The following is a 21,019-nucleotide window of genomic DNA, read 5'->3' on the forward strand; positions in this document are numbered from 1 at the left end:
CCTAGCTTCGTTTCCTGATGCCGATATCCAATTTCTCCGGGCTGCTGAGCACTGCGCTGCTGCTCGCCAACTGCAGCGCCACCGCCCCCACCCAGCCTGCCGCTACTGCGCCAGTTGCTTCTCCTTCTGCCACAGTGGTTTCGGCGCCGCAGGTGCTCACCGAGCCGGCCGCCGCCCTGCGCGTAGGCGCGGCGCAGTTCGAGCGGTACCTGCCGTTGCTGAAGGGCAAGCGCGTGGGTTTGGTGGTGAACCAGACGGCGCTGGTGGGCCGCGCCTTCCTGCTCGACACGCTGCTCACGCAGGGTGTGGCCGTGAAGGCCGTATTCGGGCCCGAGCACGGTTTCCGGGGCGAGGCCGCCGACGGTGCCACCATCAAAGACGGCAAAGACGCCCGCACCGGCCTGCCGGTGCGCAGCCTCTACGGCGCCACCAAAAAGCCCACAGCCGAGATGCTGGCCGACGTGGATGTGCTGGTGTTTGATATTCAGGACGTGGGCGTGCGGTTCTACACCTTCATCAGCACCATGCACTATGTGATGGAGGCCGCCGCCGAACAGGGCAAAGAGGTGATTGTACTGGACCGCCCCAACCCCAACGGCTGGTACGTAGACGGGCCGGTGCTGGAGTTGCAGCACAAGTCGTTTGTGGGCATGCACCCGATTCCGGTGGTGCACGGCCTCACGGTGGGCGAGCTGGCCAAGATGATTAATGGCGAAAAGTGGCTGGCCGGCGGCAAGCAGTGCCGCCTGACGGTGGTGCCCGTGCAGGGCTACACCCACGCCACCCGCTACGAGCTGCCGGTGCGCCCTTCCCCCAACCTGCCCAACGCCCATTCCGTGAGCCTCTACCCCACCGTCTGCCTGTTTGAGGGCACCGACGTGAGCGTGGGCCGCGGCACGGATATGCCGTTTGAGGTGATTGGAGCGCCCACCCAGCCCGCCACGCGGCCGTTCCGCTTCACGCCCAAGCCCAACACTGGCTCGCCCACGCCGCCCCAGAACGGCAAGCAGTGCTACGGCCTCGACCTGCGCAACTCTGGCAACGAGGTGGGCTTCACGGTAAAGTATCTGCTCGATTTCTACCAGCAGAGCACCACCAAAGACAAGTTCTTCGGCAAGTACTTCGAGCAGTTGACCGGCACTTCCACCATTCGCCAGATGATTGTGGCCGGGAAGACGGAGCCGGAAATCCGGGCTTCGTGGGAGCCGGCGCTGGGGCAGTACAAAGCCATGCGGCAGAAGTATCTGTTGTATCCGGAGAGGTAACGCGAAGTTCCACTTCGCGCACCAGCGCCCCAACTGGCAGGCTTTCGGAAGCCAATTGTTAACTCCGCGAAGCACGACTTCGCGTTACGCTCTTCTATGACTCCCCTCCGCATCATCTTCATGGGCACGCCGGAATTTGCCGTTCCGACACTGGAAAGCCTGCTTAGCTGGAACGGCTGCCAGGTGGTAGCCGTCGTGACGGCACCCGACAAACCGGCCGGGCGCGGGCGGCAGCTGCAGGGCTCGGCCGTGAAGCAGGCCGCCGAAGCGCACAACCTGCCCGTGCTGCAGCCCACCAACCTGAAGTCGCCGGAGTTTCAGGCGGAGCTAAAGGGCTACGCGGCCGATTTGCAGGTGGTGGTGGCCTTCCGGATGCTGCCCGAGGCCGTTTGGAACATGCCGCCGCAGGGCAGTATCAACATCCACGCCTCGCTGCTGCCACAGTACCGCGGGGCGGCGCCCATCAACTGGGCCCTCATCCACGGCGAAACCCGCACCGGCGTCACGTCCTTTTTCCTGCGCCACGAAATTGATACCGGCGACCTGATCTTCCAAGACGTAGTACCGATTGCTGACGAGGACGATTTCGGCTCGCTCTACGAGAAGCTGAAGCTGGCCGGCGCGGCCCTGGCCTTGCGCTCGGTGCAGGCCATTGCGGCCGGTACGGCACCCAGCCTGCCTCAGCAGGAAAGCACGGAGCTGCGCGCCGCCCCCAAGATCCAGAAGGAAACCGGCCGGCTGGATTTCAACGAGTCGGCACCGGTGCTGGCCAACCGGGTGCGGGGCCTCTCCCCCATCCCCACGGCCTTCACCCAGCTACCCGACGGCCGCACGCTCAAAGTGTTCCGGGCCCAGCCCTTCGACGACGAGGAAGCCAGCGGCCCCGATGCGGGCGGCATCGGCACCTGGCACACCGACGGCCGCACTTACCTGCGCGTGCAAACCGGCAGCGGCCTGCTCAGCCTGCTCGACGTGCAGCTGGAAGGCAAAAAGCGCATGCCCGTGCAGGAGTTTCTGCGAGGGTTCAATGCTGCTTCGCTTGCCAGCTAATATTCCCCGCAGCTCGCGCAGTTTGTCACCCTGAACATGTCGCGCATCAATCAGCCTATATGGTATCCTTCGTAGTAGCCACCGCCGAAAACAACGTCATCGGGCACGACAACCAGCTGCTTTGGCACCTGCCCGACGACCTCAAGCATTTCAAGCGTCTCACCCAGGGCCACCCCGTCATCATGGGCCGCCGCACCTACGACAGCATCGGGCGGGCGCTGCCCAACCGCGCCAACATCGTCATCACACGGCAGCAGGACTGGCAAGCACCGGGCTGCGAAGTGGCGTATTCAGTGCCCGCCGCGCTGGAGAGGGCGGCGCAGCTGGATGAAGAAGTGTTTGTTATTGGTGGCGCCGAAATCTACCGCCAAGCCATGCAGGCCGCCGACACCATCTACCTCACCGAAGTACACCATAGCTTCGAGGGCGACACCGTGTTTCCGGAACTCAACCACACCGAGTGGCGCGAGGAGTCGCGCGAGCGGCACGAGGCAGACGAGCGGCACGCTTACGCCTTCAGCTTCGTAACGCTGCGACGGCGGTAGGCAGTTGTCAGCCAAAAGCCTGTACATATAAAAAGGGCCGCCAATTTTGGCGGCCCTTTTTATTGGGTATTGCTTAGCGGTGCCTGCTTAGCGAATCAGGACGATCTTGCCCCAGTCGTTTTTGAAGGCCCGGCGGTCGGCCTCGGCGCTGGTGGCGCGGCGGCTGAACTTATTGGTCGGGTCGTCGAGGATGACGCGGTACAGGTAGGTGCCGTTGGCCAGCCGGTCGCCATAGGTGTCGGTGCCGTCCCAGGCGTAGCCTGTGATATTGTTGCCGATGCGCAGCGGCCCTTTGGCCGTAATGTCTTCCATCATGATTTCCTTCACTACCCGGCCCGTGAGGGTCAGGATCTGAATTTTCATGTCCCGCGGCAGCTCGGCGCCCGTGAGCGTAAACACGAACTGCGCTTTGCTGGTGACGGGGTTCGGATACGGGAAGACGTTGGTGATGGTGGAGGCATTCACCACCTCAAACGTCACGCGGTACGGCTCGGAGCCAGCGGGCTTGTTGGTGGCGTCGCGGCCCTGCACCTCCAGCGTGTAGATACCGTCGGCCAGCGCCTGGGTTTTGCCCATGTCCAGCGTCAGCACCGCCAGGCCTCTGGTCGAGTCCGATTCGAAGATGACGTTGGAGCCGTTCAGGTTGAGGCGGGTGGCCGTGGTCTGGCCGGGCGCGGTCAGCAGCACGTCAAAGTTGTTCACGTCCTTGATGCGGCGCAGCCGGTCATCGTCCTTGAGCTGCACCCGGATGATGGGCGTAGGCGACACAATTTCCCCGTTCAGAATCCGGCGGCCATCGAAGGCCACGTCCAGCACTGGCGGCGTGTTGCGGTCGTCCACCTGGAAGGCCGGCAGCAGCAGCTCGTTGTTGAAGAAGTACAGCTCGGGCAGGGCCTGTGGCTCGGCGGCCGTGGCCGGCCGTGGGTTCACCACCACGTTGCCACTGATGGAGCCATCGAGGCCCACCACGTTCACGCTGGCATTGAAGCTCACCTGCGAGTTGGCTGCCAGCGGCCCACCGGGCACATCTACCAGCGCCGTGCGGGTAGCCCCGCCGTTGCTGAGCGTAATGCGCGCCTTCAGTGCCCCGCTGAAGTTGATGGACGATACGTTTTCGAATACCACCGGCACCGTTACGCTGCCGGTTGCGGCCGCCTGCCGGGCCAGAGTGGCGGCATCGTAGGCCGTGGCGGGCGTGGCCAGGTCGCGGCGCACGATGCCTTCGGGTACGCCCTGGTAGGTTACCAGCCACTGCTCCAGCTGCGGCGCCGTGCGGTTCACGGTGTCGCGCAGGGTCAGCACCAGCTTCAGATACGGGTACTGCTGCGCCGAAATGCCCGCCAACGACAGGCTACGGCTCGTGACGTTGGGATTGAGCACGCTCTCCACGTCCTGGGCATTGATTCCCACCAGCTGCAGCGTGTAGCTGTCGGAGGCGTCGGGCAGGCGCACGGTGTGGTAAAGCGTTTCCCACTGCCGGGCTGGCCCGATGCGGGTCGACGACACCGTGCCGCTGCCCCCGCGGGTACCAATCTGGCCGCTCAGCGTAATCACCTGGCTGCTGCGCGGCGTTGAGCTGGTGGGGTCGGCGGTTACTTCCTGGGCCGGGCGGGCGTTGGGGCCTTTCTGCACCAGCAGTGCATACGGGTCACCATCCTGCAGGCTGTTGATGCGCGTGGCACCCAAGCCGGCCAGCACCGTTTTCAGGGAGGCCGGGAAGGCGGAGAAGTTCACCTTGTTCATTGACAGCAGGGCGATGTAGTCGCCAGGTTGCACGTTGGTAAGCAGCGCCTGCAACTGGGCCTGCCGGGCGGGGGTATTGATGTTGTCGGTGGCAGTGGTGGCGAAGTGGTAGAAGCGCAGGTCACCCTGGCCGCACGAGTCGTAGAGGCCGCCGCCCACGTTGCGCACGGGGCGCAGCGTCTGGCCGCTGAACACAGCCACCATGATGTTGGGCTGGCTGACCGCGCAATTGCCAACGAACGGCAGAGAGGCTGCGGTGATGCCGTCCGTCACCTGGTTGAAAGTAGGTGCGCTACCGTTGCCACCACCGCGTGTGTTTAGACCAATGGCCTGCGTTACGGCATCGGCAAATTCCCACCGGCCGGAAGGAGCAGCAACATTTACGCGGGCCAGTTGGTCGCGCTTGAACTGGCCGTGGTGGCTCTGCGACCAGCCCCCGAGAGTGCCCGGAATCACACGGAAGGAACTGGTGGCCCACTCCGGATTTTCGTTGAGCGTCGGGTCGGGCGTCTGGAAGCGCAGGCGCCAGTACCATACCACACTGTCGCGGCCCGTGAGGGTAGGCAGCGTGGGGCGCCAGTCGGGCACCAGCGTGGTCGTGACGGTGCGGGTCTGCTTGAGGCCGCTGTTGAAAGTGGGCACGGTATCGAGCTCCATTTCATAGGACCGCGAGGTGCCGCGGGGGTCATTGGTCTGGCCTACCAGGCGCAGGCCGGCAGCGGGCACAATGGCAAATTCCGGCGGCCACAGCGTCGTGACGCCGCCCTGCAGGAAGTTGAAGCAGGCCTGGCCACTGTTGTTGGTTTCCGACAGTTCCGCAATGCGCTGCTGATAATCCAGCTCCACCTGGAAGCAGTTTTCGCCGAATACGTTGCCGGCGTTGGGCAGCACGAAAGCGTAGGTGGTATCGCGCCGGGCCTGGCGTACGGTGTAGGTGTACACGTCGGGGGCGCGGGTGCCGGCGCTGGTGGTGGGGTAGCGCCGCGTGACGCGTACGTCCAGCGGATCCGTCGTGATTTTGCCGGGGTTCTTCACGTTCACCACCACCTTCAAGCTGGTGGCCGACGCCTGCAGCGGCCCGGCCCCGTTGGGCTGGATCTGCACATCGCCGGGTTGGTTGGCAATGAAGTCGGGTTTGTCGGGAGCGAAGAAGCGCAGGGCCGGGTCACCGAGCCAGACGTTCATCAACGACTGCGAAATAGCAGAAGGTATGTCCAACTGCGCTAGCATCCGCCGTGACGCCTCAGCCTGAATAACAGTAATGGGCTTGCCGTAGAAAGCCGGATCATTGAAGGCCAGCTTGTAGAAATTGGTGCTGAATGCGTCTAGGTTCTGCTCAAAACCCAAATCGGAATCGGACATAAATCCAATAGATCCTTTGTTCTCAGCGAAAATCCAGTTTTCGGAAAGGGTGCGAACTTCTGTACCAAGGTTGGTGAATACAGCATTGACACTGCAACCGTTTATTAGGAATACTGGATACTTGTTGGGATTGTTGTAGCCTTTGCCAGGGTCTGTGGGATCACCAAAGTTTAGGTCTAAGTCCAACACTTGGCCGTGCCCAAAATAGCTTACCAACGACACGCCTGCGTTCACCTCGGGGGCAATGGTCATGCTGATCGGCAGGTTGGTACCTGGTGACTCGGCACGACGGTAGGTTTTCACGACCGTCCCCCCGAAGAGTGGCCGTTCAACCAAGCGCTTGTACTGGTCCATGTATCTCTCAAACCGGACAAATTCATCCTGGTTCTTGCCGCCAGCCATGTGCACGATACTCTTTCGCCACGGCTCGGCCCCTAGCGCCTCATATGTTTTGAGCTTGTTTAAATAGTTGAGCACCTCCACTGGTGTTCTGGCCGACACGCGACCAGTAGGCATGCGGGCAACATAGTTGTTGTTTTCCCAGTCAGCCGAGAGAAAGTTGTCGGAGGCGCTACGCGTGGGGCCTGGAATCAGGTCAATGGATGGTGCCAGGGAGTTGCGGCTATACTCGCCTACCATCAGGCCTTTACCGAGCAGCAGCAGGTAATTGGTTTGGGTAGCCGGTGAGTTAGCTAGTTCCCAACGCACATAGTTACGTATAGCCCCTACCGACTTTTCACCGTAGTGAAACTGGTCGTAGAGCTGCTGTGAGGTCACTACCACGGTGTCATAGCGGCCACCGGCTGTGGAGGCGCGGTAGGTAGCATAAGCTCGTACGGCATCAACTCCCCCTATCGGCCGCATCAGCACTGAGTGACTAATGATTAGAAAGTTGGTCGTAGCAGCATTAAGAGTCCGGAAACGTATTCGAGTGGCGGGGCGTGGAACTGACGCCACCGCCTCGTCGGCCAGCACCAAGCTACGGGTGCGGTTAGCCGCGTCAGGAAACACGTATCCCCTGCGCTGCCCTCCCAAGGCGGCCCCGGCAACCCGCTGCACGTTGTAAGGATCCGTGACATCAAAACCGGCTACTGTAGCTGGAATGGAATCCAGCGCATAGTAAGCCGGCCCGGCTAAGGTGGAATCGTTCAGAAAAGACAAATGCTTACGACCAGCAAACCAGCGACTGGTTTGAGAGTAACTATAATGAGCATACGCCACCCGAAATTTATTATTGTTATTAGCTGGCGGCGTACCGGAGACATTAAAGAATAAGTTAATTTTCCCATCAATTCCAAAATCAGCAGGTTGCAGCGGCAAGCGCAACAATTGCTTGTTATAGCCACTAATTGCTGCACTGCCGAGCAGACGTTTAGTAACGCTGCTACCGGGCGTAAACACTGACACCTCTACTGTACGCTGTCCTGGCCACCCCCCAACCAATAGCACCTCTACCATTGGGTTGCGACCTGTAACACTACGACTCCAAATAGAGTCAGTGAGAGCAGAAGCAGTTAGTTGTTCATTACGGAATGTCCCGCCGAAAGAGAACGATAGAAATCCCTCGCCAGCCTCACCCCAAGGCTGGTACACGTTGCTTGCATCATCCACGTAAGCAATGGCATAGTTAAACATCTCTAACTCTTTCCGTATCCGATGAGGATGCGGTGCGGCCGTAGGTGTTACGGCCGGCTGGGGCATCCGCTTGCCGTTGGCCGTAGCCGACCACGTCAGGAAGTAGGCAGCCGTATCGGTGTAGAGGCTGTAGAGGTCGTGGGGCTGGGTGGCCGAGCCCCCTTTGTAAATAGCTTGGTCGAGCTTGCCGTCGTTGCGCTGGCCGTAAAACTCGAAGTAGGTGGTGGCGTCGAGCGTGGTTTGGTTGCCGCCGCCGAAGATGGCCACCTCGCGGCCGCGCCGCCAGAGCTGCACCCGCTGCGGATTTACGCCGCTGATGCCCGCCTGCGCCAGGTACTGCTGGTCGAGGCGGTAGAGGCCGTCTTTGAGAATCTTGATCTTATAGTACTGCTGGCTGGGTACAATCCACTCGTTGCCGTAGAGCGTCTGGGCGGAGGCGGAGCCGGCAGTCAGCAGGCTTAACAACACCAGGCACCAGCTCAGCAGATAGCGAAGTCGGTAAGGTTGTGTCATATAGTAATGTAAAAACGTAGTGAGGGAGAAGTGCCGCGCCAACTCGCTTGGCGCGGCAATAGGTTCCACTGGCAGTCTTATTTGATACCGTAGCCCAGCGAAACGATTATGTTGTTGGTCTGGGTACGGCCGGCCAGCTTCTCAATGGCCAGCTGCGACAGGGCCACATCCAGCCGCAGGCCGCTCAGGGCCACGCCTACGCCCAGGCTGGGCTGCACCTTCCACTCCTCAGAGCCCGAGAAGGCCTTAATCTTTTGCACGTTGCTCACGCCACCGCGCAGGAAGACCAGGTTTTTGTAGCCGATTTCCAGGCCGGCCCGTGGGTCGATGCTCACCAGCTTGCCCGATACCAGCGTGTTGCGCTGGCCGTCGGTAGTCAGATCCAGATCCACGGCGGCCAGGGCCGTGAATTCGCCGGGCAGCTTCACCAGCCGGCCCACGCCCAGCACGAAGCGGGGCAGCGTAACTTCGGTACTGCCCTTGGGCACGCTGCTACCGGTAGAGTCGCCGGCAATGGGGCGCAGCTTGTCGGAGTTGATGGACCAAGCGTTGACGGTGGTGGTGATGTCGCGGGCCATCAGGCCGAGGCGCCAGTTGCCTTTGTCGTACTGCACGCCCGCGTCGATGCCGAAGCCCCAGGCGTTGGCAAACTCGCCGATGTTGCGGTAGATGACCTTGGCGTTGGCGCCTACTTTCAGGCCCTCAATGTTGCCGAGGCGCCGCGCATACGACAGCATCAGGGCATAATCGGCCACCGAGAAGTACCGGATCCGGTCGTACTGGATGTAGCCATACTCGTTGATCAGGTCGCGGGTGTCAGCAATGTCGTCGACGCCCAGGCGCACGACGCTCACGCCGATGGCGCTTTTGTCGTCGAGGGGCATGGAGAAGGCGCCATAGTCGTTTTTCACGATGCCAGAGAACAGCTCGGAGTGCATGAGCACAGCATCGTACTTGGCTTTCTGGTCGAGCAGGCCGGCCGGGTTCCAGTAGCCGGCAGTGGCATCGTTGGCCAGGCTGACCTGCACTTTGCCCATGCCGAGGGCGCGGCCCCCGACACCAATGTTGAGAAATTCGTTGCTGTACTTGGGCGTGGTGTCCTGGGCAACGGCCCGCTGCGAAGACAGCGCCAGCAACCCACCAACCCCCAGCACTACAGGAGCAATACGGAAAATGTGCGACATAGAAAACAAGCTAAAAACGGCTAATCCGATTCACAACGCAAGTTACTAACTAATAGTGCGCCGTGGCCTCCGGGGCACGATAAACCCGCCCCCGATCCGCGCAGCTACTACCCGCAACCAGCCGGATTCTTCGGCACTTACGCACCCCTACCCTTCCCGGATTCCGGGCGTGGCTGCCGGCGGGGCTCTCCCCAAATGGCCCAGCCGGCAGCGAATAGCGCCTTGCCGGCCAATAGCCCGCTATATGACCCCGGTCGCCAGCTCTGCCCCCAGCCCGGCCAGGTGCCCGGCGGGCAGCCAAACCAATTTTTTTCGGCCAAAATCTGCCGTTGAAAAATATTTTCAACCAGTACCTTGCGTTGCATAGTACCTTCCGTTATATTTGTCTCATTCTTCACCGATATCTGCCTCAGCCCATGAAAGTCGAGAACACCCAAGTGCAGATGCGGAAGGGCATCCTGGAGTTCTGCATTCTGGAAATCATTGCCCGCGGGGAGGTGTATGCGTCTGATATGCTCGAAGAGCTCACTGCTGCCCGCATGATTGTGGTGGAAGGCACGCTCTACCCGCTGCTGACGCGCCTCAAGAACGCGGGCCTGCTGGACTACACCTGGAAGGAATCCACCTCCGGCCCGCCCCGCAAGTACTACACCCTCACGCCCGACGGCCAGGAGTTTCTGCACCAGCTGCGCCTGACCTGGGAGGAAGTCCAGGACTCCATCCGCATCATCCGCCAGAAGCCGCACGGCCCGGCCGCCGCCACGCCGGCCCCGCTCACGGTAGCCCCGCCGGACGCGCCCTCTCCTCCTGACGCGCTGCTCTAACGCACCGCCCCAACCCGTTTTTCTTGACTAGTTGCAGCACTGAGATGAAAAAGAACATCAGCATCAACCTTCAGGGCATGATCTTCCACATTGAGGAAGATGGCTACGAAGTGCTTAACCGCTACCTGGCGGAAGTAAAAGCCCACTTCAGCGGCTACCGCGGCCACGAGGAAATTGTGGCCGACATCGAAGGCCGCATTGCCGAGCTCTTCGCCGCCCGCCTCTCCGGCCTCAAGCAGGTCATCACGCTGGACGACGTGGAGGCCATGACGGCCAAAATGGGCCGGGTGAGCGACTTCCAGAGCGCCGACGACGCCGAGGAAGAAGAAGAGCTGCTGGCCGAGGCCGTAGCCAGCGGCTCGGCCCAGGGCACCTATGCCGACGGCACTGCCGGCACAGGCCGCCGCGCCAAGTCCGGCCCCGAAGCCAACGCCGATACCGCGCAGGCCGCGCCCCGGCAGATGTACCGCGACATGGCTCACCGCAAGGTGGCCGGGGTGGCAGCCGGGCTGGCGCACTACTTCGGCACCAACCCACTCTGGATCCGGATTGCCCTGCTGGTGTTGCTGCTGGCCGTGCCCGCAGTGTTCGACGATACGCCCCTCAACCAGTTTGGCGAGCGGGTAGCGGGTATCACGGTGCTGGCCTACATCATTCTGTGGGTAGTGCTGCCCAAGCGCTACGACACCACCGACCCCGACACCGACCCGGCATTTAAAAAGCTTTACCGCGACACCGACAACGGCAAAGTCGGCGGTGTTTCGGCCGGGCTGGCGGCTTACCTGCGGGTAGATGTGGTGGTGGTGCGCATTGCCTTCCTGCTGCTGCTCATTGCCGGCAGCCTGGGCTTCTGGCTCTACATCATCCTGTGGATTCTCTTGCCGGAGGCGAAAACCGCCTCCGACAAGCTCCGCATGCGCGGCGACGCCGTCACGCTCTCGGCCCTGGATGAAAACCTGCGCAACAACCCCTACGCCGCCGGTTCGGAGACTAGCCCCGTGAATAACCGGCCCGTGGGCACGTTCCTGGAAGACTCGTTCAGCAACGTGCGGCCCGTCATCAACGGCATTGGCTCACTGATTCGGGTGGTAGCCGGCGGCATCATGGCCCTCACCGGCTTTGCCATCCTGCTGAGCGTGGTTATTGCGCTGGGCATCGGCCTGGGGCTGATTTCCTCTTCCGACAACCTGGATTTCGGCCCGCTGCAGCCCTTCCTGCTCTTCAATGACATTTCGGTGTGGGCCGTGCTTTCCTTCTTCCTGCTCACGGCCATTCCGGCGCTGGCCCTGATGCTTTCGGGCCTGGGGCTGCTGCTGCGCCGCTCCGTGCTGAGCCGCACGGCGTCGCTCACGCTGCTGGGCTTGTGGCTGCTGGGCATCGTGGGCAGCTCGGTGGCCGGCATCCGGGTGGGCCGCGAGTTTCAGCGCGAAGAGGAAATCACCCAGACTACCACGCTCGACCGCCTCACCAGCCCTCGCCTAGTGCTGGAACGTCGGCAGCTCAACAACGACAAGTGGGTGGACCTCGACCTAGTAGGCATCGACAGTGCCCAGGTCCCACGCCTGGAACGCATCATCGCCGCCAAAGGCGCTACCGATTCGCTGGCCCGCCGCACGGCAGCCACCTCCACCAGCCACAATGTGCGCGTCCTCAACGACTCGACCCTGAGCGTGGACGACCACTTCACCTACCAGCCCAACGCCCGCTTCCGCGACCAGCAGATGCGCCTGCGCCTGCTGCTGCCCCGCGGCCGCTCCTTCCGCATGAGCGAGACGTTTGCTAACTGGCTTGATTCCGACAACTACGTGAACGGCCGCGAGCCCCAACACCCCGAAAACGAGGTATTCCGCATGCAGGGCAACAAGGTGGAGTGCCTCAGCTGCTCCGCCGAAGACCTGCGCGAACAGGACAACTCCGACGACGAAGACTACAACGACGGCCGCGACGACTCCGACGTGAAACTGAGCTTTGACCGCGTGCGGTCCATCAACGCCGACGAGGACGCCTACGGCTCCGGGCGGGAGAGCTTCAATGAAACCGACTTCAACGAGGTCAACATCGTGGGCGGCTACCGGGCCATCATCCGGCAGGGCAGTACCTTCACCGTGCGCGCCGCCGGCGACGACCGCACCCTGCGCGACCTGAAAGTTACGCGTGACGGCCGCGAGCTGACCATCAGCCCCCGCAACCGCGACCTGTTCGATTCCCGCAGTGGCGACCAGGACCAGGTGCTGCTCATCATTGAGCTGCCCGAGCTGAACAACCTGAGTTTGGTGGGCGGTACCCACGCCGAGGTTAGCGGCTTCAACTCCGGCGACTTGCGCGTCACGCAGGCCGGGGGCAGCAAGCTGCGCCTGACCGGCACGCTGCAGCAGCTGCAGCTGGAGCTGGCCGGCGGCTGCCAGGCCGCCCTGCAGGGCAGCGCCGACGAGCTGAAAGTGGACGGCGCCGGCGCCTGCGAAGTAGCCGCCGCCGAGTTCACCGCCCGCCGCGCCGACATCGACGCGGTAGGTGCCACCAAGGTGCGCCTGCACGTGACGGATGAGCTGCGGGCCGAGGCCATCGGCGCCAGCCTCATCGAATACAGCGGCAAGCCTACCACCATCCGCCGCGAAGCCCTAGGGGCTGCTTCCGTCCGCAGCGTGGAGTAGCCAAGCCGGTGCGGGCCAGTATAGGCTGGCCCGCACCGCTGGCCTGGACGTGGCCGGTATCAGAAAAGTGCGCCTTCACGTGGCAGAAACTTTGGAAGCCGACGCCATCGGGGCCGGTATGGTGCAGTACAAAGGCAGCCCGCGCAACGAGGAGAAAAACATCGTTGAGGCTTCCCGCGTGAATGCCGTGCGTGCATAACCACTACTTCATGCGGGGCTCACCTGATTGGCAGCACTTTTGCAATCGAAGTCCACAATTGTTACCCCACAGGCAACCTTGCCGCCCAAGCGCGCATCTATCTGCCTGAGTGACCCACAATGTCTTTTTCTGGTGAGTGAAAGACTGGGCGAGAAAGTCCTCTTACCTACTGTGCTGCAACCAGTAGATAAGGGGCTTTCTCATGTTTGGGCCTGAGCAAATTGTAGCCCTACTCGCCTGGCTAGCCGCACGGCCGGCTCCATGTCCCATTTCCTAATTGCATCCTCCCAGTTGCTGGCACTCGGCGGCCGGGGCTTGACTGGTGGTCGGCCGCCGGTTTGTACAGTATTCTTCTACCTTTTATCTCACTACCTATGAAGCCATTCCTTTTCGCGCTGATGCTGGCACCGGCCGTTTCGTTTGCTCAATCTGCTGCTCCCACTTACGCCCAACTCATGGACCAGAGCGGCGCCCAGATGCAGGCCAAAGACTTCTGCGCGGCCGTTGCCACCTTCGAGCAGGCCTTCCGGCCCGACAGCGCCCGCGCCAATGAGTTTGAGCTGTTCACTGGCGCTATAGCGGCCGCCAACTGCCCGGCGCGCCGCCCGCTGGCCTGGCGCTGGCTGGGGCAGCTGAGCCGCCACCGCCCCCTGAGCATGCAGCCCCGCGACCTTGACAACGTCGCCAACGACCCGATGCTGGCCCCGTTGCGCACCGAAGCCGCGTGGCAGCGTTGGCTGGCCGCCATGCGCCAGGCCTTGGCCCAGCAAACCGCCGACGCCCAGGCCGCAAGTATCCGCTGGATAGCCGAAACGAAGGCCCGCACGCTGCCCGCCGCCTACGGCAAAGCCCGGGCGGCCGCCACGCCTGGTTTCGCCCTCTACTTCAGTCCGGTACCGGCCGATACTGTTCGGATGCCCTATCTGGTGCGCGTGCCGGCCGGCTACGATCCGGCCAAGCCAACCCCGGTGGTGGTGTATCTGCACGGCGGCGTGGTGAACACCAAGCAGTTTGGCTATGCCGACCGGGATGTGGCGGAAGAAACCATTTTCGAGGCGGCGCCCACCAACGCGCTGGTGGTGTATCCGTTCGGGCGGGCCAGCTTTGGCTGGGTGGCGCAACTGGCTGCCTTCGCCCAGATTGAGCGAGTCCTGGCGGAAGTGCAGGCCCGCTACCGCACCGACGGCCGCCGCACGGTGCTCGGCGGCATGAGTAACGGCGGCAGTGCCGCCCTGTGGTTTGCCAGCCAGCGCCCCGCTGCTTTCAGCGGGTTCTACGCGTTGTCGCCGGCGCCGGTGCTGCCGCTGCAGGCCAGCTACGGGCGCTTAGGCCAGGGCAAGCCCTGCTACCAGCTCAGCGCCCAAGACGACTCGCTCTATAGGTATAAGGCCGTGAAGGCCACCTACGACGCCCGCCCGTCGCAGGCGGCGCAATGGTTTCTGCAAACCCTGCCCAGCGGCGGCCACGGCTTCCTCTACCGCCCCGAGGGCCCGGCGCTGCTCCGGCAAACGCTGGCTACACTGTGCGCGTCACCCAAGCCGCGCTAAGCTTGGGCGGCCCGACGGAATCCCTCTCTCCGCTCCTGCCGGCCCTACTCCGCTGAAGGCACCGGCGTCAGGCCTTTGCGTGCCCCAAGCTCCAGCAGCAGCGCAAACGCCTCGTCGTGCTCGTTGCGGATTTTGCCTTCCAGGATGGCTTCCAATAGCGCTTCCTTCAACTCGCCCACTTCGCGGGACGGCTTCAGGCTGAAGGTGGCCATGATGATTTCGCCGGTGATGACGGGCTTGAAGTTGCGCAGGTGGTCTTTTTCCTCCACCTCCTTCAGCTTCTGCTCCACCACGTCGAAGTTGCGCAGGTAGCGGTTTTTACGGTCGTAGTCTTTGCTGGTGATGTCGGCGCGGCACAGCAGCATCAGACGGTCGATGTCGTCGCCGGCTTCGAACAGCAGGCGGCGCACCGCCGAGTCGGTCACGATTTCCTTGCTCAGGGCAATGGGCCGCAGGTGCAGGCGCACCAGCCTCTGCACCTGCCGCATCTCCTCGCCCAGCGGCAGCTTCAGGTCCGTGAAGATGCCCGGCACCCAGCGGGCGCCCTTGTCTTCGTGGCCGTGGAAGGTCCAGCCCACGCGCGCATCAAAGCGTTTGGTGGCGGGCTTGGCGATGTCGTGCAGGATGGCCGACCAACGCAGCCACAGGTCGCCGCCGGCCGCCACCACGTTGTCGAGCACCTGCAGGGTGTGGTAGAAGTTGTCTTTGTGAGCGTGTTTGCCCACTTTCTCTACGCCCTGCAGCTGGGCCATCTTCGGGAAGATAAGCTGTAGCAGCCCACAGCTGAACAGCAGCTTGAAGCCGTAGCTGGGTTTTGGGGCCATAATGATCTTGTTCAGCTCGGTGGTGATGCGCTCCTGCGAGATGATCTTGATGCGCTCCTTATTGCGGGCCAGGGCATCAAACGTATCGGGGTCGATGTCGAAGTCCAGCTGGGTGGCAAACCGAATGGCGCGCAGCATCCGCAGCGGGTCGTCGGAGAAGGTCACGTCGGGGTCCAGCGGCGTACGGATGATGCGGCGCTGCAGGTCGCCCATGCCGTCGTAGCGGTCTACCAGCTCGCCGTAGGTGTCGGGGTTGAGGCTCAAACCCAGGGCGTTGATGGTGAAGTCGCGCCGGGCCAGGTCTTCTTCCAGGGTGCCGGCTTCCACTTCGGGCTTGCGGCTTTCGGCGCGGTAGCTTTCCTTGCGGGCGCCCACAAACTCCACTTCAATCTCGGGCGTAGGCAGCATGGCCGTGCCGAAGTTCTTGAACACCGTCACGCGGGGCCGGCCCGGTAGCTTGCGCCCCACGGCCTGGGCCAGCGCAATCCCGTCGCCGACGCACACTACGTCCACGTCTTTGCTGCCGCGCTCCAGCGCCAGATCCCGCACGTAGCCTCCAATCACGTAGGCCGGAAACCCCAGCTCGCCGGCGGCTTCAGCAATGGTCTGGAACAGAGGGAGGCTGGGGAGTTGCGGGTTTTTCATGGCGCAAAGTTCGGCAACCGGCAGCTAGCAACCATACGGGGCGGCGGCTGGGCGCCGCGCTTCATCCGGGTTTGCGGCAGCTTCAGGTGGCCCGGCCGACAGTTCGGGCCCAGCCGCTTGGCGAACCGGCGGCAAAACGGCAGCTTTAGCCATTCGTTTACAGCCCCTTACTGCCATGTCAGCCTTGCTGCTCGCCGCCCCCCTGTTTTCCCTTGCTGCTTCGGCGCTACCTGTGCGGGTGCTGCTGAGCCTGCACATTGCGGCCGGTACCGTGGCCCTGCTGGCCGGTCTGGTACCGATGCTGGGCCGCAAAGGCGGCACCTGGCACGTGCGGGCCGGCCGCCTATACGTCTACTGCATGATGGCTGTGGCCCTGACGGCCGTGGGGCTCTGCCTGCTGCAGCCCCTGACGCTGAGCCGGCTTTTCCTGACGGGCGTGGCCATGCTGAGCTTCTACCTCAGCTTCAGCGGCTGGCGCGCTGCCCGCCGCCGCAGCGCCCTGCTGCCCCGCCCCGACCAGCTACTGGCCATTGCGGCCTTGCTGGTGGGCGTGCTGATGGTAGGAGTAGGTTTGTGGCTGCAGGCCGTGCTGTTCGCCTTCTTCGGCGCCCTGATCTGCCTGTTTGCCGGCCTCGATGCGCGCCAGAGTCTGTTTCCCCGGCCGGCCGAGCAGGCGGAGCCCTGGCTGCTGCGGCACATTGCGCGCCTGGGCGGCTCCTACATCTCGGCCTTCACGGCGTTTCTGGTCGTGAACATGGGCCGGGTGCTGCCCGCCGATGCGCCCGCCTGGCTGGGCACGGTCGTCTGGATTGCCCCCACGGTGGTGGGCAGCGTGCTCATTGCGCGCACCGTGCGCTATTACCGCGCCCGGCTGGCCGCCCGCCAAGCCGGATTGGGGGCGCCGGGCGCAGGTTAGTCGCGCAGCACTTCCAGGCTGCCATCGGGCAGCACCCGCACCACCCGCGAAGGAGCGGCGCGCGTGGTGTCGTCCTGGCGCCAGTAGGCTACGTAGTCGGCTTTGCGCACCAGGGCCGGGTCGATTTCCGTGTACAGGGCGGGCGTTGGCTCGCCGCTCAGGTTGGCCGACGTCGACACCAGTCCGTGGCCCAGCCGCCGCACCACCAGCCGGCAGAACTCGTCGTCGAGCACCACCCGCAGGCCGATGGTGCCATCCGGCGCCAGCAGATTGGGCGCCAGGTGCGAGCTGCCAAGCACCACGTAGGTGGTAGGCCGCTGCTGGGTGGCCAGCAGCTCCGGCAGGTTGGGTGGCACCACGGCGGCGTAGCGGGCAAACATCTGCTCATCGGCCACCAGCACAATGCAGGCCTTGTTAGTGGGGCGGTTTTTGAGCTGGTAGATTTTCTCCACGGCCCGCGGCAGCTCGGCATCACACCCCAAACCCCACACCGTATCGGTCGGATATAGAATGACTTGCTGCATCAGCAACGCATCCACAGCGGCATCTACTTCTTCACGGAGAAATCGGGGGTTCATAGGAGTCGGGGATTAGGGATTAGAATACGTCTCAGGAGTTCAGGAATGCCTAATCCATAGGCACCAATCCCTTATCCTACTTGATAGTCTGGCAGAGCTCCACCAGCACGCCGCCGGCTGATTTGGGATGCACGAAGCACACCAGCTTGTTGTCGGCGCCTCGCTTGGGGGTTTCGTTGAGCAGCGTGAAGCCTTCCTGCCGCAGCCGCGCCATCTCGGCCTCAATGTCGTCTACCTCAAACGCAACGTGGTGAATACCGGCCGGCTTCTTCTCCAGAAACCGCGTGATGGCGCTGTCGGGTGAGGTGCCGGCCAGCAGCTCTATCTTGGAGCCTCCCACCTGAAAAAACACCGTATCCACCGCCTCCGACGCCACATGCTCGCGCTTATAGGGCTCCTGGCCCAGCAGCGTGGTGTAGAGCGCCGTGGCAGCTTCCAGATCAGGGACGGCCAGGCCTAAGTGTTCGAGGTTGAGGAGCATGGTGGGGTTGTAAAAGTGCCGCCGCCGGATAGCGCGGCTTGTTTGGATTTGTTCTACTTTTGCAGGTGCAAATGTGGGAAGAAAAGAAAACCTGTTTACCGGTTTTTGTGTTCTACCTGCGAAAGATTCTCCGCTGAAACCAGACCCCGAGCCATGCTCAAGCTACCTATTTACCTCGACAACAACGCCACCACGCCTCTCGATCCGCGCGTTTTGGAGGCGATGATGCCGTACCTGACAGAGGTATTCGGCAATGCAGCCTCCCGCAACCACCCCTTCGGCTGGGCTGCCGAGGAAGCCGTGGATTACGCCCGTGACCAGATTGCCGGCCTGATCAACTGCGACCCCAAGGAGATTATCTTCACTTCCGGCGCTACCGAGTCCGACAACCTGGGCATCAAGGGTGTATTTGAGATGTATGCCCAGAAAGGCAACCACATCATCACCACCACCACTGAGCACAAAGCCGTGCTCGATACCTGCAAGCACATCGAGAAGCTGGGCGGCAAGGTAACCTACCTGCCCGTCGACTCCGAAGGCCTCATCAGCCTCGCTGAGCTGGAAGCCGCCATGACGCCGGAAACCATCCTGGTGACCATTATGTACGGCAACAACGAGACGGGCACCATCCAGCCCATCCGCGAGATTGCCGCCATTGCCCACAAGCACGGCGCCCTGTTCATGACCGACGGCACCCAGGCCGTAGGTAAGATTCCGGTAGACGTGATTGCCGACGGCATCGACCTGATGGCTTTCACGGCGCACAAAATGTACGGCCCGAAAGGTGTAGGTGCTTTGTACGTGCGCCGCAAGAACCCACGCGTGAAAGTGACGGCCCAGATGGACGGCGGCGGCCACGAGCGTGGCATGCGCTCCGGTACGCTCAACGTACCCGGCATCGTAGGCCTGGGCAAAGCCTGTGAGCTGGCCAAGCAGGAAATGGCAGCCGACACGGCCCGCCTGAGCACCCTGCGCGACCGGCTGGAAAAAGAGCTGCTGACGCTGGAAGAAAGCTACGTAAACGGCTCGGTAGAACACCGCCTGCCCCACGTAGCCAACATCAGCTTCAAATACGTGGAAGGCGAAGGCCTGATGATGGGCGTGAAAGACCTGGCCGTATCGTCGGGTTCGGCCTGCACCTCGGCCTCGCTGGAGCCCTCCTACGTGCTGAAGGCCCTGGGCCTGAGCGACGACCTCGCCCACAGCTCGCTGCGCTTCGGCCTGAGCCGCTTCACCACCGATGAGCAAATCGATTACGCCATCAACCACGTAAAAGAGGCCGTTACCAAGCTCCGTGAAATGTCGCCCCTGTGGGAGATGTTCAAGGAAGGCATCGACCTCGACAAAATCGAGTGGGCTGAGCATTAATAGTGCTCATTTCTTGGTTGTCAGTGCGTAGTTTACACTCCGCATCAACAGTCAAGTTTTGTCCTAAGCACTAAGCACAAACAACTAAGCACAAACAACAAAAGCCATGGCTTACTCCGATAAAGTAATCGACCATTACAGCAACCCCCGCAACGTGGGCACGCTGGACAAGAGCAAGAAAAACGTAGGCACCGGCCTGGTGGGCGCGCCTGAGTGCGGCGACGTAATGCGTCTGCAGATCGAGGTAGACGAAACCACTAACACCATCACCGACGCCAAATTCAAAACCTTCGGCTGCGGCTCGGCCATTGCTTCGTCGTCGCTGGCGACGGAGTGGCTGAAAGGCAAGACTGTGGACGAGGCCCTGGCCATCGACAACATGGAGATTGTGGAAGAGCTGGCGCTGCCGCCCGTGAAAATCCACTGCTCGGTGCTGGCCGAAGACGCCATCAAATCCGCCATCAACGACTACCGCGTGAAAAACGGGATGCCGGAGCTGGAAATGGCCAAGTCGCACCACTAAGTTGATTGTTGAATGGCTGAATTGTTAAATGGCTGTCCGCTCTACGAAAAAGTGGAAGGCAACTAACCAGTTAACAATTCGGCCATTTAGCCATTTAATAAATGGACGTTACTTCTTCTGACGTACACGTAGAAAGTGCCCGGATTCAGCGACAGATAGAGGACTATCTGGGGCTGGGCCCGGGCAACCTGCTGTTTGAGTTCCGGCAGCTGGACGGGCAGACCCGCCTGGACCTGATTACCGTGAACCCACGGCACCAGCAGAGCTTCCTGTTTCGCTATGAAACCGGTTACGACAAGCTGGACGCCCTGCGCCGGATGCTGGCTTACGTGCAGCGCTACCGCGACGAGGAAAGCTCCTTCACGCTGCAATGGCGCGCCCGCGGCGAGAAGGAATTACAGACGTCCTACTTCCGGGCCCACAATGCCTACGAAGCGCTGGATAAGCTTTACTTCGGCCGCGACCTGAACACAATCACCGTGTTCAGTGTTGTATTGAATCCATCTTCGTAGCAATACGCGGCCGCCACAACGCGGCACCGCAGCGTAGCGGCCGCTTTTCCGGCTGCTCAAGCACTTCATACCAAGTACCAACGCCATGATTACCGTTTCTGAAAAAGCTAAAGCGAAAGTAGAAAGCCTCATGCGCGACGCAGAGCTGGATTCTACCTACCGTCTGCGGGCCTCCGTGGCCGGTGGTGGCTGCTCGGGCCTGAGCTACAAGCTCGACTTCGACAACGAAGTGAAGCACATGGACCAGGAGTTTGAGGACAAGGGCGTGCGGGTAGTGGTAGACATGAAAAGCTTCCTCTACTTGGCCGGCACCGAACTGGACTTCTCCGACGGCCTCAATGGCAAGGGCTTCTACTTCGACAACCCCAACGCCTCCCGCACCTGCGGCTGCGGCGAGAGTTTCTCGGTATAGCGACACAGCCTTGCCGGTCAGCTGTTCGGGCAACAGGGCCTCTTCCAAACCGGGAGAGGCCCTGTTGCATAAACAGCCAGGCGCTCCGCTTCCCTTGGTTGCGCCATTTCAGTAGCCGCCCTGCTCCCCCGCCTGAGTTATTGGAAACGTCATCCGCACGCGTGGAAACGTGGCGCGCACGGATGGAAATACTGAGCGCACGGGTGAAAACGTCACGTGCATAGGTGGAAACACGGCGCGTA

The 21,019-nt window shown here is 62.2% G+C and carries 16 protein-coding genes; 11 read left to right on the plus strand and 5 right to left on the minus strand.

The genetic code is table 11. The features are described 5' to 3' along the window. The first annotated feature begins 17 nt into the window (after nucleotides 1-17). From O9Z63_RS10165 to O9Z63_RS10175, 3 genes are all read left to right on the plus strand, one after another. Nucleotides 18-1,265 (plus strand): exo-beta-N-acetylmuramidase NamZ family protein, encoded by a 1,248-nt coding sequence (locus tag O9Z63_RS10165; RefSeq protein WP_270125081.1) that lies wholly within the window; start codon nucleotides 18-20, stop codon nucleotides 1,263-1,265. 96 nt (nucleotides 1,266-1,361) lie between these two features. Further along, nucleotides 1,362-2,315 carry a methionyl-tRNA formyltransferase gene (gene fmt, locus O9Z63_RS10170; RefSeq protein WP_270125082.1) on the plus strand — a complete coding sequence of 318 codons (954 nt, stop codon included), beginning with the start codon at nucleotides 1,362-1,364 and terminating at the stop codon, nucleotides 2,313-2,315. A 59-nt stretch (nucleotides 2,316-2,374) separates the two neighbouring features. After that, entirely contained in the window at nucleotides 2,375-2,860 is a 486-nt protein-coding gene (locus O9Z63_RS10175; protein ID WP_270125084.1) for a dihydrofolate reductase, read from the plus strand. Between the two features lie 87 nt (nucleotides 2,861-2,947). Here the strand turns inward: O9Z63_RS10175 and porU2 are convergent, their stop codons facing one another. Both porU2 and O9Z63_RS10185 read right to left on the minus strand, forming a co-directional pair. After that, on the minus strand, nucleotides 2,948-8,113 hold the full coding sequence (porU2, locus tag O9Z63_RS10180; RefSeq protein WP_270125085.1) for a putative type IX secretion system sortase PorU2: 5,166 nt from the start codon (nucleotides 8,111-8,113) through the stop codon (nucleotides 2,948-2,950). A 77-nt stretch (nucleotides 8,114-8,190) separates the two neighbouring features. After that, entirely contained in the window at nucleotides 8,191-9,297 is a 1,107-nt protein-coding gene (locus O9Z63_RS10185) for a putative type IX sorting system protein PorV2 (protein WP_270125086.1), read from the minus strand. Between the two features lie 416 nt (nucleotides 9,298-9,713). Between O9Z63_RS10185 and O9Z63_RS10190 the strand changes: the two genes are divergently transcribed. The 3 genes from O9Z63_RS10190 (at nucleotide 9,714) to O9Z63_RS10200 (ending at nucleotide 14,518) form a co-directional block, all read left to right on the plus strand. Beyond that, a complete protein-coding gene (locus O9Z63_RS10190) occupies nucleotides 9,714-10,121 on the plus strand; it encodes a PadR family transcriptional regulator (RefSeq protein WP_270125087.1) in 408 nt (135 codons plus the stop codon). Nucleotides 10,122-10,165: 44 nt separating this feature from the next. After that, nucleotides 10,166-12,772, plus strand: coding sequence for a PspC domain-containing protein (locus O9Z63_RS10195; protein ID WP_270125088.1), 2,607 nt, complete (start codon nucleotides 10,166-10,168; stop codon nucleotides 12,770-12,772). A gap of 573 nt (nucleotides 12,773-13,345) precedes the next feature. Beyond that, nucleotides 13,346-14,518, plus strand: coding sequence for an alpha/beta hydrolase-fold protein (locus O9Z63_RS10200; RefSeq protein ID WP_270125089.1), 1,173 nt, complete (start codon nucleotides 13,346-13,348; stop codon nucleotides 14,516-14,518). 44 nt (nucleotides 14,519-14,562) lie between these two features. On the opposite strand, the gene O9Z63_RS10205 is transcribed toward O9Z63_RS10200, so the two are convergent. After that, nucleotides 14,563-15,987, minus strand: coding sequence for a CCA tRNA nucleotidyltransferase (locus O9Z63_RS10205; protein WP_270125090.1), 1,425 nt, complete (start codon nucleotides 15,985-15,987; stop codon nucleotides 14,563-14,565). 175 nt (nucleotides 15,988-16,162) lie between these two features. Between O9Z63_RS10205 and O9Z63_RS10210 the strand changes: the two genes are divergently transcribed. Beyond that, nucleotides 16,163-16,903 carry a DUF2306 domain-containing protein gene (locus O9Z63_RS10210; protein ID WP_270125092.1) on the plus strand — a complete coding sequence of 247 codons (741 nt, stop codon included), beginning with the start codon at nucleotides 16,163-16,165 and terminating at the stop codon, nucleotides 16,901-16,903. Here the strand turns inward: O9Z63_RS10210 and O9Z63_RS10215 are convergent. Continuing rightward, nucleotides 16,900-17,481: an L-threonylcarbamoyladenylate synthase gene (locus O9Z63_RS10215; protein ID WP_270125093.1), complete on the minus strand. Its 582-nt coding sequence runs from the start codon at nucleotides 17,479-17,481 to the stop codon at nucleotides 16,900-16,902. The genes O9Z63_RS10210 and O9Z63_RS10215 overlap by 4 nt on opposite strands. 76 nt (nucleotides 17,482-17,557) lie before the next feature. Next, nucleotides 17,558-17,962 carry a methylmalonyl-CoA epimerase gene (gene mce / locus O9Z63_RS10220; RefSeq protein ID WP_270125094.1) on the minus strand — a complete coding sequence of 135 codons (405 nt, stop codon included), beginning with the start codon at nucleotides 17,960-17,962 and terminating at the stop codon, nucleotides 17,558-17,560. Nucleotides 17,963-18,115: 153 nt separating this feature from the next. Between mce and O9Z63_RS10225 the strand changes: the two genes are divergently transcribed. The 4 genes from O9Z63_RS10225 (at nucleotide 18,116) to O9Z63_RS10240 (ending at nucleotide 20,777) form a co-directional block, all read left to right on the plus strand. Further along, a complete protein-coding gene (locus O9Z63_RS10225) occupies nucleotides 18,116-19,330 on the plus strand; it encodes an IscS subfamily cysteine desulfurase (protein WP_270125095.1) in 1,215 nt (404 codons plus the stop codon). A 106-nt stretch (nucleotides 19,331-19,436) separates the two neighbouring features. Next, nucleotides 19,437-19,853, plus strand: coding sequence for a Fe-S cluster assembly scaffold IscU (iscU, locus tag O9Z63_RS10230; RefSeq protein WP_044017126.1), 417 nt, complete (start codon nucleotides 19,437-19,439; stop codon nucleotides 19,851-19,853). 101 nt (nucleotides 19,854-19,954) lie between these two features. Further along, nucleotides 19,955-20,365, plus strand: coding sequence for a hypothetical protein (locus tag O9Z63_RS10235; protein ID WP_270125096.1), 411 nt, complete (start codon nucleotides 19,955-19,957; stop codon nucleotides 20,363-20,365). A gap of 85 nt (nucleotides 20,366-20,450) precedes the next feature. Then, nucleotides 20,451-20,777 (plus strand): HesB/IscA family protein, encoded by a 327-nt coding sequence (locus tag O9Z63_RS10240; RefSeq protein WP_044017122.1) that lies wholly within the window; start codon nucleotides 20,451-20,453, stop codon nucleotides 20,775-20,777. The last annotated feature ends 242 nt before the right edge of the window (nucleotides 20,778-21,019 follow it).

Source organism: Hymenobacter yonginensis (assembly GCF_027625995.1).
Classification (GTDB): domain Bacteria; phylum Bacteroidota; class Bacteroidia; order Cytophagales; family Hymenobacteraceae; genus Hymenobacter; species Hymenobacter yonginensis.

Bases quoted from the DNA above. Each gene is read 5' to 3' on its own strand.
- fmt (WP_270125082.1), top strand. From the start codon at position 1,362: ATGACTCCCCTCCGCATCATCTTCATGGGCACGCCGGAATTTGCCGTT.
- mce (WP_270125094.1), bottom strand. From the start codon at position 17,962: ATGCTCCTCAACCTCGAACACTTAGGCCTGGCCGTCCCTGATCTGGAA.
- O9Z63_RS10225 (WP_270125095.1), top strand. From the start codon at position 18,116: ATGCTCAAGCTACCTATTTACCTCGACAACAACGCCACCACGCCTCTC.
- O9Z63_RS10210 (WP_270125092.1), top strand. From the start codon at position 16,163: ATGTCAGCCTTGCTGCTCGCCGCCCCCCTGTTTTCCCTTGCTGCTTCG.
- O9Z63_RS10190 (WP_270125087.1), top strand. From the start codon at position 9,714: ATGAAAGTCGAGAACACCCAAGTGCAGATGCGGAAGGGCATCCTGGAG.
- O9Z63_RS10205 (WP_270125090.1), bottom strand. From the start codon at position 15,987: ATGAAAAACCCGCAACTCCCCAGCCTCCCTCTGTTCCAGACCATTGCT.
- O9Z63_RS10165 (WP_270125081.1), top strand. From the start codon at position 18: ATGCCGATATCCAATTTCTCCGGGCTGCTGAGCACTGCGCTGCTGCTC.
- O9Z63_RS10195 (WP_270125088.1), top strand. From the start codon at position 10,166: ATGAAAAAGAACATCAGCATCAACCTTCAGGGCATGATCTTCCACATT.
- O9Z63_RS10175 (WP_270125084.1), top strand. From the start codon at position 2,375: ATGGTATCCTTCGTAGTAGCCACCGCCGAAAACAACGTCATCGGGCAC.
- O9Z63_RS10200 (WP_270125089.1), top strand. From the start codon at position 13,346: ATGAAGCCATTCCTTTTCGCGCTGATGCTGGCACCGGCCGTTTCGTTT.
- O9Z63_RS10215 (WP_270125093.1), bottom strand. From the start codon at position 17,481: ATGAACCCCCGATTTCTCCGTGAAGAAGTAGATGCCGCTGTGGATGCG.
- porU2 (WP_270125085.1), bottom strand. From the start codon at position 8,113: ATGACACAACCTTACCGACTTCGCTATCTGCTGAGCTGGTGCCTGGTG.
- O9Z63_RS10235 (WP_270125096.1), top strand. From the start codon at position 19,955: ATGGACGTTACTTCTTCTGACGTACACGTAGAAAGTGCCCGGATTCAG.
- iscU (WP_044017126.1), top strand. From the start codon at position 19,437: ATGGCTTACTCCGATAAAGTAATCGACCATTACAGCAACCCCCGCAAC.
- O9Z63_RS10185 (WP_270125086.1), bottom strand. From the start codon at position 9,297: ATGTCGCACATTTTCCGTATTGCTCCTGTAGTGCTGGGGGTTGGTGGG.
- O9Z63_RS10240 (WP_044017122.1), top strand. From the start codon at position 20,451: ATGATTACCGTTTCTGAAAAAGCTAAAGCGAAAGTAGAAAGCCTCATG.